This window comes from Anabaena sp. WFMT, assembly GCF_051781005.1.
GTDB lineage: Bacteria > Cyanobacteriota > Cyanobacteriia > Cyanobacteriales > Nostocaceae > Anabaena.
The window spans coordinates 64249-79473 of sequence record NZ_JBPWOA010000034.1 but is presented as its reverse complement, the minus strand read 5'-3'; the positions used below and the strand labels follow the sequence as shown (position 1 = coordinate 79473).

10 protein-coding genes are annotated in these 15225 nt (G+C 37.4%); 2 read left to right on the top strand and 8 right to left on the bottom strand.

Annotation, left to right across the window (positions count from 1 at the left end; translation table 11 throughout):
- Positions 1 to 37: 37 nt before the first annotated feature.
- Positions 38 to 1054, top strand: coding sequence for an aldo/keto reductase (locus ACSQ6I_RS22860; RefSeq protein ID WP_438892555.1), 1017 nt, complete (start codon positions 38 to 40; stop codon positions 1052 to 1054).
- 118 nt (positions 1055 to 1172) lie between these two features.
- Complete coding sequence (locus ACSQ6I_RS22855) at positions 1173 to 1910, top strand: peptidylprolyl isomerase (RefSeq protein ID WP_438892640.1); 738 nt, start codon at positions 1173 to 1175, stop codon at positions 1908 to 1910.
- A 37-nt stretch (positions 1911 to 1947) separates the two neighbouring features.
- Here ACSQ6I_RS22855 and ACSQ6I_RS22850 read toward each other — a convergent pair whose 3' ends face one another.
- The 8 genes from ACSQ6I_RS22850 to ACSQ6I_RS22815 form a co-directional block, all read right to left on the bottom strand.
- Entirely contained in the window at positions 1948 to 2691 is a 744-nt protein-coding gene (locus ACSQ6I_RS22850; protein WP_438892554.1) for a foldase protein PrsA, read from the bottom strand.
- Positions 2692 to 2777: 86 nt separating this feature from the next.
- Complete coding sequence (locus ACSQ6I_RS22845; RefSeq protein WP_438892553.1) at positions 2778 to 4349, bottom strand: HlyD family efflux transporter periplasmic adaptor subunit; 1572 nt, start codon at positions 4347 to 4349, stop codon at positions 2778 to 2780.
- A gap of 79 nt (positions 4350 to 4428) precedes the next feature.
- Positions 4429 to 7155: an ABC transporter transmembrane domain-containing protein gene (locus ACSQ6I_RS22840; RefSeq protein WP_438892552.1), complete on the bottom strand. Its 2727-nt coding sequence runs from the start codon at positions 7153 to 7155 to the stop codon at positions 4429 to 4431.
- Entirely contained in the window at positions 7049 to 7786 is a 738-nt protein-coding gene (locus ACSQ6I_RS22835; protein ID WP_438892551.1) for a helix-turn-helix domain-containing protein, read from the bottom strand. Before ACSQ6I_RS22835 ends, ACSQ6I_RS22840 begins: the two co-directional genes overlap by 107 nt.
- Positions 7787 to 9052: 1266 nt before the next feature.
- Entirely contained in the window at positions 9053 to 10216 is a 1164-nt protein-coding gene (locus ACSQ6I_RS22830) for an ATP-binding protein (protein ID WP_438892550.1), read from the bottom strand.
- Positions 10217 to 10292: 76 nt separating this feature from the next.
- Entirely contained in the window at positions 10293 to 10739 is a 447-nt protein-coding gene (locus ACSQ6I_RS22825; protein WP_438892549.1) for a response regulator, read from the bottom strand.
- Complete coding sequence (locus ACSQ6I_RS22820) at positions 10693 to 12990, bottom strand: ATP-binding protein (RefSeq protein WP_438892548.1); 2298 nt, start codon at positions 12988 to 12990, stop codon at positions 10693 to 10695. The genes ACSQ6I_RS22825 and ACSQ6I_RS22820 overlap by 47 nt, the downstream gene beginning before the upstream one ends.
- A gap of 595 nt (positions 12991 to 13585) precedes the next feature.
- Positions 13586 to 15088: a dolichyl-phosphate-mannose--protein mannosyltransferase gene (locus ACSQ6I_RS22815; RefSeq protein ID WP_438892547.1), complete on the bottom strand. Its 1503-nt coding sequence runs from the start codon at positions 15086 to 15088 to the stop codon at positions 13586 to 13588.
- Positions 15089 to 15225 lie beyond the last annotated feature (137 nt).

The window sequence follows — 15225 nt, the reverse complement described above, 5'->3', positions numbered from 1 at the left end:
CCAAATTTATTAGCATAGAAGCAGCAAGATTAATCTGATGAAAATAGTAGACATTGTAGATAATCAGTTACTCCCATCAAATCAAACTATTTCTATAATTAATGAATCTCACAAATCTAATTTTTCTTTTTACCGGAAACTAGGAAAAACTGATTTAACAGTGAGTTGTTTAGGCTTGGGTGGTGGTGGTGGTATCTCTAGTGAGGATACACTCTACGCTTTTGAAAAAGGAATCAATTACTTTTTCTATTCCAGCGATTTGCACCACTATATTTACTCTTCAATGTCGGGAGCAATTCGTCAACTGTGTCAGCGGGGTTCTTCAGTTAGAGAGAAAGTTGTTCTGGCAACTGTAACTTATATAAAAAAACCAGAAATGGCACTTGCGGCGCTGTTAGATCAATTTGGAGAGCTAGGAATTGACTATATTGATATCTTTTTTTGGGGTTGGATAGATGCAGATGATCATCTAGTTTTTCAGAATTGTCTAGATATTTCTCCAGATATGAAGGGAGCAAATAGTGTTTATCAACGCACTCTAGAACGAACATTTGGCATTTCCGAGCAAATGAAAAAAATGGGTGTGGTTCGCTATATTGGTGCTTCTTTTCACGATATAAATCTGGCTAGTCAATGGTTAGACAGTTCATTACTAGACGTGGTAATGGTCAGACATAACTCTGCTCACCGTTCTGCTCAAAATCAGATTTTTAATCAGCTAGATTTCCACAATTTACAAAGACCAGGAATTGTTACATTTAAGTCTACAGGCTCTCATACTGGTGCTTTGTGGGAAGTTCCTTCTGGTTTAGCAGATGGGTGTTGGCGACCTTCTGTACCTGATTTATATCGTTATTCATTAAGCCAAAATTGTGTGGACGTTTGTTTGACAGGTATGCGATACCGAAATGAAATTGATGCTGCAATTACTAGCCTGGAAAAGGGTAATTTAACGCCGGAGGAACTTGATTATCTGAATTTGTATGGTGATTTACATCGTTTTCCGCACAAAGTTCCACATATTCCTCAAGAACGTTTAATTTATCGTCCTTAAACATCTACATTTACAGCGGTTCTCGGTCGAATGTAATACAATCGAGGACGGGGAAATCCCGCCTTTACAGGCAATGAAAAACTATACCTCATAACATCAGAAAGTGCTGTATATGACTATGCAAGAAACTTTAGAAAAGCTATCATTGACAGAAATTTTGCCATTAACTGATGAGAAAATACTTGCGTATCTGCGCTACTCTTATAAATTAGCTGAAATTGCTAATTTAGCTGAACAGGATGCGCTAATTTTGTCAGTTTGTGAGCAGTTAAATATTGCAGTTTCTGAAGAAGAATTGCAAGCGGCCGGAGATACTTTTCGTCAGGAACATAAGTTATTAGCGGCTTCTGAAACTTTCGCATGGCTATCTCAACAACGAATTAGTGTGGAGGATTGGTCACAGGGTATTCAAGTATCACTGCTGACGCAGAAATTGAAAGAACATCTTTTTGGTCAGGTAGTTGATTCTCATTATCTTGCCAACCGTGATAACTATAAACGTGTGGCTTTGTCTCAGATTCTTGTTAACGACTTGGCAACAGCTATGAAAATCACCCAAGAAATTCGGGAGGGAGGTGCTTCTTTCTGTGCCTTGGCGCTAGAGTATTCTAAGGGTAAACAGTCGAAAGAAAACGGCGGATTTGCTGGTGTTCGCTTTGTTACAGAACTTATGGCAGAGATTTCGCAAGCGATCGCACTTGGTCAAGAAGGAGATATTATTAGTCCAGTGCAAACAAAATTGGGCTACCACATTCTCCGAATTGAAAAATGGTTCCATCCTGAACTAGGTGAAGTTAGAGATCAAATCCTAGAATCTCTCTTCCAAGGTTGGTTACAGGCTGTTATGCAGAAGTAATACAGTTTGACTTTCAGGTGAAGACAGAAAAAATTAATCAACTCGATTCAAGATTTGTCAAAACCTCAATATTCTCAACTTGCTGCTTTAGCCATTCAGAAAACAAATCTGACATAATTTGCAAGCGTAGTACATTCTTTAATTCCGGTTGAATAATCTCCTCAACCAAAATCAGATGTACTCCTTTAGAAGTATAAATTGGTTTGAGCAGTTGGGGAGGAGTAACTGTAAACACAGCAGCAGAAATTTCTGGCTTTAATTTTCTACGACTGACTGTTCCTAGATATCCCCCTTTTCGGCGTAACTCCTGATCTTGAATATATTTGTGAGCAACATCATAAAAACTCATTTCACCTTCTTTGATAGAATAGAAAAGTTCTAGTGCCAAGTCTTCATCATTGAGAATAATCTCATACATCACCACACCTGCATAATCGAGTTGATTTTCAAAAAAATAAGGTTCAACTTGATCAGCAAACAAATGAGTAACTAACTTACTAGAAATAAGATTAGTGTAGACAATTTCTTCAAAATTATCTAAAGATAAACCATGTTTTTCCAACCACTTCCATGTCTCATCAGCACTATTAAGTTGGTTGCTTAATCGTATTTGGTCTGCTGCTTTTTGCAGTTCTTCTGTCTCTACTTGGATTCCAGCTTCTTCAGCAGTAGATATAATCACTTTACGAGTAACAATCTGCTCAATTATTTCAGGAATTTTACAGGAAAACTGAATTTGCTGAAGAATATCTTCTTTAGTAATAGTGATAGCTGGTGACATGAGATTATCCTTAAATTAATTAAACAAAAACCTAGTAAATTTACACCTTTGTTGTCAATTTTTAAACCTCTTTCTGAATGCTGATGCTATAATTTCACTCCTCCCTGCTGTAACTTCTTAAACGGATCAATTAGAAAATCAATAATTCGGCGTTGACGCACAATCACCTCAGCCGTTGCTGTATCTCCTGGATGCAAGGAAATACATTTATTCGCAGAGGTAATACAATTCTGTTTGAGAGCAATTTCTAAATTGTAAGCGGCGACTTTGCCATTAGGTGTGTCTATTTCTATGGTAGTTGGTGAAATTTTAATTAACTCTCCTGCAACTATTCCATAATCTTGAAAAGGATAAGCATCAAATTTTATCTTAACTGGCAATCCTATCCGCAAAAATCCACTTTCAGTAGTTGCCATTTGCGCTCGAATTATTAAAGGCGAATTTTGAGGTGCTATCTCTGCCACCATTGTCCCTAACTGCACAACTGATCCAGCTTTTTGAATCGGTAACTGAAACAATGTCCCATTAGCAGTAGCCTTTAATTCTCGTTGTCCTAATTGAAATTTTATTGATTCAATTTGGCTTTGACTTTGAGCGATTTCCGCTTGTAGAGAAGTAATTTCTGTATCTAAGTTTTTCTGCTGTTCCTGAATTCTTAAAACGGCTAGTTGACCAGAACGTACTAGACTTTGATATCCTCTTTCCTGTTCTTTAAGTCGCAACTTAGCCTGTTCAATATCTGCTTTAGCTTGGCGAAGATTGCGTTCGTAACTATTTAGTTGTTCTGTTACACGTAACTCAGCTTGTTTAACATCTGATTTAGTTTGTTCATGTAATTGTTGTTTATCTTTAGCTATATCTTGCTTTTCAACAACATTGATTTCGGGAACAATACCTTCTTTGTTTAACTTGCTATATCGTTCTACTTCGCGTTGAGTACTTCTTAAACTACTCCCTACTAGTCTACTAGTAGTTCGACTATGTTCAAGGGTTTGTCGTGCTTGATTGACTTGAGAAAATCTTTCTTCTTTCTGTAATTCATAGGCATTATTTAATGCAATAATATTCTGTTGTGCTTGGTCTACTTGGGCTTGTTTTTCTAATTGTTGAGATTGATTTTGTTGTTGTTGAGTTGCTAAAGATACAACTAACTGATTTTTGGAAGAATTTAATTGAGATAATCGGTTTAGTTGTCCCTCTAACTTATCCTGTACTTGATGTAATTCTGATTTTACTAATTCTGATTCTAACAACAATAAAGTTTGTCCGGCTTTAACTGTATCACCTTCCTTTACTCGAATTTCGGATACAGTACCTGACACAGCAGCATCGAGTTTAATTGTTTTATCTTTAGGCTCAATTCTTCCTCTAGCAGTACCAGTTTCATCTACCTTAGATAAGATTGCCCAAGGTAAAACTATAGATACAAATATCACCAGAAAATATAGTAATCCCCTTGTCCAAACTTGAGGTAAACTATCAAGAGATTCTTTAGTTATATCAGACCAATCATCTCTATTTACTATTTCTACTGGTTCTTCAATTGCTAAATCATTTTGTTTAAATACATCTTTTGGTACTGCAATTTCTAAATTATTGTGTTCAGATACGTCTTTTATTAGCGAATTTTTAACCCGTCCATTAAGTAAATCTGTCATTCTTTTCCCTTAATAAAATTTGTTTATTTTTGATTTTTCCTTCTTGACAATCTGGCGATTTAATTACTAGCCGTGTCCTTTAGCCTACTTTTTGTAACTGTTGTTGATTGAGATAGAAATAATGCCCTCGTTTTGACATTAATTCTTCATGAGTTCCACTTTCAATTAATACACCTCGGTCTAGTACTAAAATCGCATCTGCATTTTTAACTGTAGAAAGACGATGGGCAATTACTAAGGTAGTTTTTCCTTTCAAGATTGTGTTTAAATTCTGCTGAATAATTCTTTCTGATTCGGTATCTAGATGGGAAGTTGCTTCATCTAAAATTAACAATCGAGGATTACCTAATAACGCCCTAGCAATAGCTATTCTTTGTCTTTGTCCACCAGATAATAAGCCTCCACCTTCACCTATTTGGGTTTCATATCCCATTGGCAATTTTTTAATAAACTCATCAGCACCTGCTAATTGTGCTGCTTCAATTACTTCTATTAAAGGTACTCCAGGATGCCCTAAACTAATATTTTCTCGAATTGTGCCACCGAATAAAAATGTATCTTGGTCAACTACTCCTACGTGCTGACGCAAGGAACGCAAGGAAATACTTGTAATATCTTGTCCATCAATTAAAACTTTCCCATCTGTAGGAGGATATAAGCCCAGGACTAACTTAGAAATGGTGGTTTTGCCTGAACCACTACGTCCTACTAGTGCTACCATTTGCCCTGGTTTGATTTCAAAACTGAGATTTTCTAGGATATTGATATCGCTTTCTGGATGATAACGAAAGGTGACGTTATCAAAGCGGATATTTCCTTTTAGTTGGGGTAAATTTTGCCGTGGTTGATGCTGTAAATCTTCTTCTGGTTCTGTATCTAAAACATCATTAATACGTTCTACGGCAATCACAACTTCTTGTAATTGATTCCATAGAACAATCAAACGTTGAAAAGGTGTAATAATATTACCTAGCAACATATTAAATGCTACTAATTGACCAATCGTTAATTCATTTTGAATTACTAAATATGCCCCGTACCATAATAACCCAGTAGTTGCTAATGATTGAATGAGATTACTAAAAATTTGTAGACGATTGCTGATAATTTGCCCAGAGAAGTTAGTTTTTACTTCTTTATTTAATAACTCTTCCCAATGCCAACGGACTGTTTGTTCTACTGCTGTAGCTTTGACGGTTCGCAAACCAGTTAGGGCTTCAATTAGGTAACTACTTTCTTTGGCAACAGCATTAAATATTTCTCTAGAAATTCTTTGTAAAAAAGGTGTGGCAATTAGTGCTAATAAGGCGAAAGGTGGGACTATGACTAGGGAAAGTAAGGCCATTTTCCAGCTATACCAAAGCATTAATCCCACATAGATAAAAACTGTAAATAAATCGAGAAGGATAGATGATGCTTCACCGGAGAGGAAGCGTTGAATTTTGCGGTTTTCTTGAACGCGAGAGATAATATCCCCGACATAACGAGATTCAAAGAAGCTTAATGGTAGTCTGAAGGTATGGCGAATAAAGCCAACAATGAGGGCTAAATCTATGCGATTTGCCATGTGATCTAGCAGATATTGCCGCAAGCCCATCATGGCTACACGGAAGAAGCTAAATAATAACAACCCTATGCCCACTGCTGTTAAAGTGAGTTCGGAACGCTGCACTACTACACGGTCTAATATTAATTGGGTGAATAGGGGGGTAATGAGTCCAAATATCTGGATAAATATGGAAGCAATAAAGACTTCCAACATGATCAAAGAGTGTGGTTTTAATAATTCAAAGAATTGCCAAAAAGGTGTGGAAGTTTCTTTGGCTTCTTTGAGCATGGCTGTTGGTTGCAGCAGCAAGGTATAGCCAGTCCAATCGGCTTTAAATTCTAGGTGGCTGAGGGTGCGTTGACCGATCGCAGGATCAGCGACTATAACGTGTTTGGAGGTTATTTCATAGACAACGATGTAATGTTTACCTTCCCAATGAGCGATCGCAGGTAATTTTTGTTTTGCTAACTGGTTGAGGCTGGCTTTAACAGGTCTGGTGGCGAAACCCAGGCTTTCGGCTGCTGTCAATAACCCCCGCAAGGATGCACCATTTCGGTCTACATTGGCAATGTCCCGTAAACGATTGACACTAAAGCGTTTCCCCCAATACCGGGATACCATCACCAAACAAGCAGCACCGCAATCAGAAGCACTCTGTTGGGCAAAAAACGGATAGCGCCTAATGACGTGTTGCCATAAATGTCTGACTCGTTGTGTAGGACTAGGAAAATAGGCTTTGCTAATCTTTAGCTCTGATTTTGCTTCTACTGTTGGGGGTGCTAAAAATTCTGGGTTTGGATTGATATTCTCTACTACTTCTAAAGTCGGATCTGAGCCTATGAGTAGGCTATTGAGCTTTTGTGCTTGATGCCATAAATGTGCTTGAATTTGGGGATATTTAGCCATTAAAGGCGATAAAACTGCACTAGGTACAAAGCAAAGTTGTAAATTGACACTTGCCCTGGCACCATAGGGTTGAAATTCAGACTCTGGAAATAAGGTAAATTCCCCAAATGATGATCCGGCTTCAAGAGTGGCGATTAATTCACCCGCTTCGTCTAGCAATCTGGCTTTACCAGCAATAACGATGTAGATTCCTGATTCAACATCATTTCCTTGCCAAAATTTGCCGACTTTGGGGGTTTTTTCTTTAAATTGTGGTAGATAATATTGGAATTCGGCTGCGGAGAGAGAATAGCCCAAAGTATGGTTGATTTGTTGTAGAGATACCAACTGAGCGGATAGATTGTGCGCCATATATATCTGAATCTTTATCTTGACTTAGTTTTGTAAAATTGATGGATATAAATTCGGAATTATCCGATTTTTTGACGTTTTTAAGGTCATTAATCGAAATTCTGGCTTCACGATCAGATTTAATGTTGTTGTCTTGGTGATTGCTGGGTTTTTGGCGTGTGGATAACCCTAGCTGTTTGAGTAAACGTTTGATATGGCGATCGCTCACCGAAATCCCAAATTCCTTGGCTAGATGTTTTTGTAGCCAGTTGGTTGTCCACCGTCGAAATGAATAGCCATGATCTCTAGGACTACTATTCAACAGTTCTTGTAATCGCTCTAAATACTGGTCGTTCACTACCTTCGGGCGACCAATTGGACAATCTTGCCATTGATGCGCCATCCCCATCCGCGCTATATGCATCCAATGTCTGACTGTTGCTGCACAACACCCCAGGATTTGACAAATTTCTGTTTGAGTTTTCCCATTATCTGCCAATAACATGATTTCAATTCTTTGGCGATAGGACTCAGGGTAATCCTCTTGTAGACTTTTTTGCAGAAGTTTACGTTGAAAAGGTGTTAAAAACTTACTGCTTTCCGTTAAATTACTTAGTTGTCTAGTCTCAACTTCCGACTGATAGTATGACATAATGCACCCATTAAAAATTGACAGTGGTAAAAACTAAAGTCAGTAGTTACTCTAGTTTGGCCTCAATGCAATCTTGCGTTTACGTTCCATGTCATCTGTAATATTGGACAAATTAATCCGTTTAAGAGTAAGCCACAAAATAAATGATCCTGTTTTGTCATGCTGAGTGTAGCAAAGCGAAACGAAGCATCTCGGAGGATTCTTCACTACACTTCGTTTCGTTCAGAATGACATTGGGCATTTCTTTTTGTGGAGTTCTCTAAGTGGTCTTTTTCTGTAGTGATTACTCACTTTTTTGATTACAGCGATAAACTTGTCGAATTTCAGTTTTTATGCAGGTAATTGACATTTTCAGCCATACAAATTTTTTGCACGATTACTTAATACTTGTGCAGTGAATTTCCATAGTTTTTAGATGTCAATTTTGACTTTAGACAGTCTAGAACACTCTGTTTAAGTAGAGATTAAATTACAAATCAATAAGTAATAAGACATATTTATAATTACTCGTTTTAAAATAAACCAAGCAATTGCTTAGTAGCTAATTATATAAACTACATTATACACATAGAGAAAATAAAGTCTGTATTTACTGCAAAATAAGGATTATTATCTCCGTGTGTTTTATTGTATTGTTATTATTTATATAAATTAATTTCCCAAAATAGCTACAATACCATCTAGATTTTGCCTAATGGAGATGGTTAACAAATGTTACATATTCTATAGATTTTTTATTTTATTTTTTTATGTTAACGTTACAGAAACTAATGATTAATATATAGTTAAAAAAGTGTCCGTCGCGCAAAGAGTAAGAGTTTGAGAAATGGAATTGAAAACAGGATTTAACCGGAAATCCAGTTCCCCTCCTCGCTTGCCTACGGTGTACACACAAGTCCTAAAAACCTAGCTTGATAAGACTTTCCTCGTTCCCAGTCGGAGACTGGGAATGCATTCTTTGAGTCTCTGACTCAATGCCAGATTGGAGGCAGAGCCTCAATGAGCAGCATTCCCATGCTCTGCATGGGAACGAGATAAACGAGAGAACAATGAAAAATCAAACTTTTTTTGACTTGTGTGTACACCGTAGGCTTGCGGGGAGGGGCTAGGTGTGGGGTTTTATGGTAACCAAAGAGCAATTTCCCCACTTGTGTGTACACGGTAGTGGATAAGTCCGGGGGCTTGTACCATCAAGGAATCATTGGTCAGGGTCAAGAGTCAGGGTAAAAATTGAAATTCACCCCTTAGCGTTAATCGAACAAAAGGTTACATTTTAATCAATGGTAAATTCACCGTTAACGTAGTCCCTACGCCAATTTCACTATCAACGTAAATTTCACCCCCATGCGCTTCGACGCATTTTTTAGCGATCGCTAAACCCATACCTGTTCCCGAAATGCTGCCGACATTTTCTCCCCGAATAAAGGGCTGAAAGAGCCGTTTTTGGTCATGTTTGGCGATGCCAATGCCCCAATCTTGAACTCGAAAAGTGACTACTTGATCTTGACTTGTTACTTCAAATTTGACTGTGCTGTTAGGGTGGGAATATTTAATGGCATTACTGAGCAAATTTTCTAAAATGTGCCGTAATAAACTTTCATCCCACAGGGTGTCTTTAAAATCACCACAACTGGTGAATTCTATAGTAACTTGTTTATCTAAAGCTGTTAAATGTAATTCTTCTAGGGTTTGATGACAAAAAGCCTCTAAATCTAGACATTTGAGGTTACTGTGTAATTTACCAGAATCAGCTTTACCAATAAAGGTTACTTCATCTAATAACTGTGCCATATTTTTGATAGCAGAGCGAATCATCCGCAAATGATTAACTTTTTTTTCTTTCGTTAATTTATCATCACTGTTTTGTAGCAATCCGGCCGCTAATAAAATAGTATTGAGAGGATTACGGATGTCATGAGAAAGCATGGAGACAAATTCAGATTTACACTGATAAAGTTCTTGAGCCTTTACTAGTTCAGCAGTTCTTTCTTCAACCCTCGATTCTAATGCTTGATTGACTGTTCGTAGCTGTTCTAAAGCTTGTTTCCGGGCGATCGCATATTCTACTGATCGCACTAACATATCTGGCTTTACCTGCCTTTTAACTAAATAATCTTGCGCTCCCTGTCGCACCGCTTCGATAGCAAGTTCTTCGTCGTTGGTATTTGTAAGAACAACAATTGGTGTGCTGGGAGCTTGAGCTATCAAAAGCGGTAACGATGATAATCCTTGACTATCTGGAAGGGTAAGATCCAATAAAATCACATCATAAGTCTGCTGACTTAGTTCTGCAAATGCATCCCGTAATCTTTGGACATGAACTAAACTAAATTTTTTAGATTGGGCTTGCTTGAGAAACTCTTGTAACAACCTAGCTTCGGCTAAGTTGTCCTCAACTAACAAGATTTTCACTGAGTAGCTCGCAGCCATAATTTTCTGCTTTAATCCCCCTCTAATTGCTGATTTTTGAGTCCTGAACAATAAATTTTTCTCCTATTTTTCCAGCTTACTCTAATGGTAACGTAGCGGTAGAAAACCAAAATTCCTCAATCCCTTTGACGATTTGAAATAGTTGGCTGAGGTTACGAGATTTAGTGATGTAGCAGTTTACGTGCAAGTCGTAACTATGGAAAATGTCATCTTCGTTTTTAGAAGTTGTTAAGACTACTACAGGAATGCGTTTAAGTTTGGGATCTGATTTAATTTCTGCCAACACCTCTCTTCCATCCTTCCTGGGTAAGTTTAAATCTAGCAAGATGAGGTCAGGGCGTAGTGCATCAGCATATTCGCCTTCTTGGCGCAGATAAGCCATAGCATCTATACCATCCCTAACTGTCACTACCCGATGGGGTAGTGTGCTAGTTTTTAATGCTTCTTGAATGAGGCGAATGTCGGCTTTATTGTCCTCAATTAAAAAGATGATTTTGTGTGTTTCTTCCGTTTCTGCGCTCACGCTCACGTCCTCCGGCTGGAATGGTAAAGTAGAAGGTTGCGCCCTGTCCGAGTTGTGACTCTACCCAGATTCGCCCTCGATGACATTCGACAATTTTCTTACAAATTGCCAAGCCCATACCTGTGCCTGGATATTCATCTCTTGTGTGTAGGCGTTGAAAGATAATGAAAATGCGATCGCTAAATCGCGGATCTATGCCAATGCCATTATCCCGCACCGAGAATAACCATTCATCTTCTAGTCTCTCTGCACCTATATGGATTTGCGGCGGTTCTTCACTGCGGAATTTAATCGCGTTACCAATCAGGTTCAGAAATAGCTGCATCAGCTGGGTACTGTCAGCCATGACGGTAGGTAAGGGGTCATGGGTAATAATAGTACCTGTTTCCGAAACACGGTTGCGTAAATTGCTCAGAGCGCGTTCTAAGGCTGTGTCTACTTCTGTCACTTGAAATGCGATCGCTTGACTGTCTACTTTGGAGTATGCTAATACATCATCAATTAATGTCTGCATCAAGCTCACTCCCTCTACTGCATAGTTAATAAACTCCTTCGCATCCTCATCAAGTTCCGCTTCATACCGCATTTCTAACAACTGCACATAATTGGCTACTTGATTGAGTGGTTCTTGCAAATCATGGGAAGCGACATAGGCAAACTTTTTCAATTCCGCATTAGAACGTTCTAAATCTTGTGCTAATTGAGCTAATTCATCTGCTTGACGCAAGACAATATTCACAATTCCCTTCCGCAATTCCAATGCTGCTTTGATTTCTACATATTTCCAGGGTAAAGATGTTAATCTAACTGTTTCTTTCCACAACTCAAATGATTTCCGGGGACACAAACGTAAATTTCCATGTGCTTGACTAACTTCAAATGCCCTATTAGGATCACCACCCCAATTTACAGTTTGAATCACTTCCGGTCGGAACCACAAAACATAATTTCGCTGGGAAATAGGAATAGCTAACAAACCACTAGCAACATTTTTGAAGTTAACAGCATCTGGATAAATGCTAGGGAGAGAATCTGTATAAAATACCTCGTTCTCCACATGATTCTTCAGCCATTCAACTAAATAGATTAAGTCTTCTTCTTTGGGAGTTTCACCAATCAAGGTGTAATTTCCCCCAAAACAAACTGCTGCACCTTTCGCACTAGTTAAATCCAAAAGATTTGGCTGATTTTTCACCAAACCATCAATAAAGTTATCCTCTTGGGACATATATTCAATTAAAAGTGATTGAATATATGTCAAATTCATCCGATAATCAGAATCTTCAGTTTCTTCTCTAGCAGAAATTTCTGAAAATATCAATCTTCCCAGAAATTCGCAAGCTTTTCGCAATTCATAAGAAACATATTTGGGTGTTTGATGATGACAAGCAATCAATCCCCAAAGTTTTTGGTCTTTAATCAACGAGATAGTCAAAGAAGCCCCAACACCCATATTATGTAAATATTCCGTATGGCAAGATGCCGCACTTCTGAGACTAGACTTAGTTAAATCAACTGGACGCTCAGTGAGAGGATTATTGACAGGAAATATTTCTATCGGTTGATAATTAGCATCCGGGATTAATCTAATTGAATTGGAAATAAATAATTTCCTAGCTGGTTTGGGAATATCTGATTCTGGAAAGTGTAAACCCAAGTAAGATTCTAAATTTTCGATTTTTTCTTCAGCGATAACAGAACCATGTCCATCATCATCGAATTTATATAACATTACCCTGTCAAATCCCGTCACCTTGCGGACTTCCTGGACGATGATTTGACCAAATTCCCGCAGATTTTTAGTAGCTTCTAGTTGATTGATAGATGCTTTAGCTAAATGATAAAAGCTTAAAAATGGAATATTTTCTTGGGAAATAGCAGGTTCTAATTCCAGGATTAAAAACCCTTCAGTGTTCCGGTGAAATACGGCATCAAATACAGTGTATTCATCACCTTTTTTTCTAATCCAAATTTTGGTAGGATTAATAAAATCTAAATTCTCTTCTGCTAAACCCGATGTAATTCTCTCTATTTGAAAAGGATCAACTAAATCTTCTAATTTTTTCTGCAATATATTTTCAGGAGAAATTCCGAAAACATTTAACGTGTTATTGCTAATTTGCAATATTTTCAACTCTGGCTCTTGTAAAACCAACAAAATACCATGAGGTTGAATTTTGCTTGAAACATGAATTGGTGCTTCTTTCAAGCTGGTAACATTCACATTCTGCACTTGTAACGCTATATCCATTTCGATTCCCCTTTTTATATATATGTAGGTGCGTCACTCGATTTTGGATTTACGATTTTGGATTTTGGATTGACTCCACCCTCAAGTGTAGAGCTTGAAAATTTGGGATTTTGGATTGACTATTTTTCTGTCCTCAAGGACGGGGCTTGTACCAAATTTTTTTAATCTAAAATCTAAAATCTAAAATCTAAAATTCCCAGTCAAGAGCAGAGTTAGCGATAGATTTTTCACCTGTCAGGTTTTGTATTCTATCTAAATGTACCGCTCTTAGCTTGAAAATTAACTCGCAGATTATTTCAGAAATATGCTTAAGCTGTAATAATTAGAGCTTAAGTAAAATATCACTCAAACCCTCATTATTAGCTATTTTTAAATTTGCCATTCCCAATCAAGTTAATTTTTTCTACGGCTAATATCATGTCAAGTTTCAGTTGTCATTGGGTAGAGTTACCCGAATTTTCCAACTGCTTACAGTGTAACAGTCAGTTATTCTGAATACAGATAAGAAATGTAAAATACAGGTGATTAACTAAGCAGTTTTTATGTACTTATATGAAGCGAATAATCAATAAAATAACTTAGTTAAGTGAGTGACTCAAATCCAAGTTCTAAACCACATCCGCAGGTGATAATCTTCTTGAGAAAGAGGTAAACCCAAATAAATAGGCATCCAAAACACAAAAGCAGCTATGATAGCGAAAGTGATGGTAAGACCGAGTACACGCAGTTCTCGACGATAACTACGAAGACATTGATCGACAAACCATGCGATCGCTATAAATGTAAAAACCACCGCACACATATAATGGTAGATAAACACACACCGATTGACCTTCACCCAAGGTAAGAAATTAGCTGCATAGTTAATCACTAAATATAAAGCAATCCAGGTATCAACACCCATATTTTTAGGAACAAAGATGCGTTTTTGCTGTATCCCTGGTAAAACCATTTTTACAAACAGCATTCCGATTAAAAATATCATGGCTGCAACGCCAAACCACCACAAAAACGGATTACCTATTGCATGGACATCATAAATTACTTTCCCCGCACCAGCAGGTAAGGGAGGCCCAAACACAGGAAGAGGGTCTTTAAAACTTAGAGTTGTTTGATAATAATAAGCCATTGGTCGAGTTAATAATGGCCATTTGTACCACGCAGCACAATAAGGATGAACACTAGAATTGTTACCACCTAACTGCAAATGAAATTTCAGAATTTCCTGATGAACTTCTATAAATCCATACCTAGTGTCTAATTGCAAGTGAGGAATCCAAATCAGACTATAAACTGCTGCGGGAATAATTCCCAGACAGAATATCATCTGCAAAATATTTATCTGAGCTAGATTCTGTAATGGTGTTTGAATAGTAACTTCATGATTAATTTTAGAATTTGCAGGAGTAATTAAAGGCCGCAAATAAGAGAACATAGAAACATGGCGTGACGGTGAAAAAGATTGCAACCAGTTAATTATCCAAGCTGCTATCCACATTCCATAAGCACCGAAAAGAAACCATAAACCATTCCATTTTGTAGCGATAGAAGCCCCAAATCCAACACCAGCAAAAGCCAACCACAACCAACGTTGTTTATTTTGCTTTTCTAAAGCTAATAATAAAAACCATTGCCCAATTAAACCAAAAATAACTATATAGATATTGTTGAGAGCATAACGAGATTCTACTAAAAATAAGCCGTCACAAGCTGTAAATAACCCTGCTAATAAAGCAAAGCCACACCGATAACATAATTGATAAGTTATTAAAACAACTACTAAAGGAATAAATGAACCAGTAAAAGCATTTATCCACCGATAACTCCAAGGGGATAATAAAGAACCTGTCAATCCATTTACAGTATTTTGCCAAAAGGGAATATGATTACCAATCCAAATCCCAAAGCCAATTATATATTGACTCAACGGTGGGTGAGCATTAAAAAATGGCGTTTGGGTAAGATAGTTATTACCAAATTGGGCAAAGTAAACTTCATCAAAAACGAGGGTATTAAATCGCCCTAAACCCCAAAAGCGTAATATAAATGACAGGATAAATATCACTATCATGCCAGTCCGAAACCATTTTTTAGTCATTGATTAAAGGGATATATGAAAATATTTCTATTAAACTAAGACTGCATCCAGTAGAAAATCTCAACTTTACTGGCTTGAGAAATAGATTTGCGCTGGCAAGTCAATTATCAAGCCAAACATTCAAATACATTTATAAA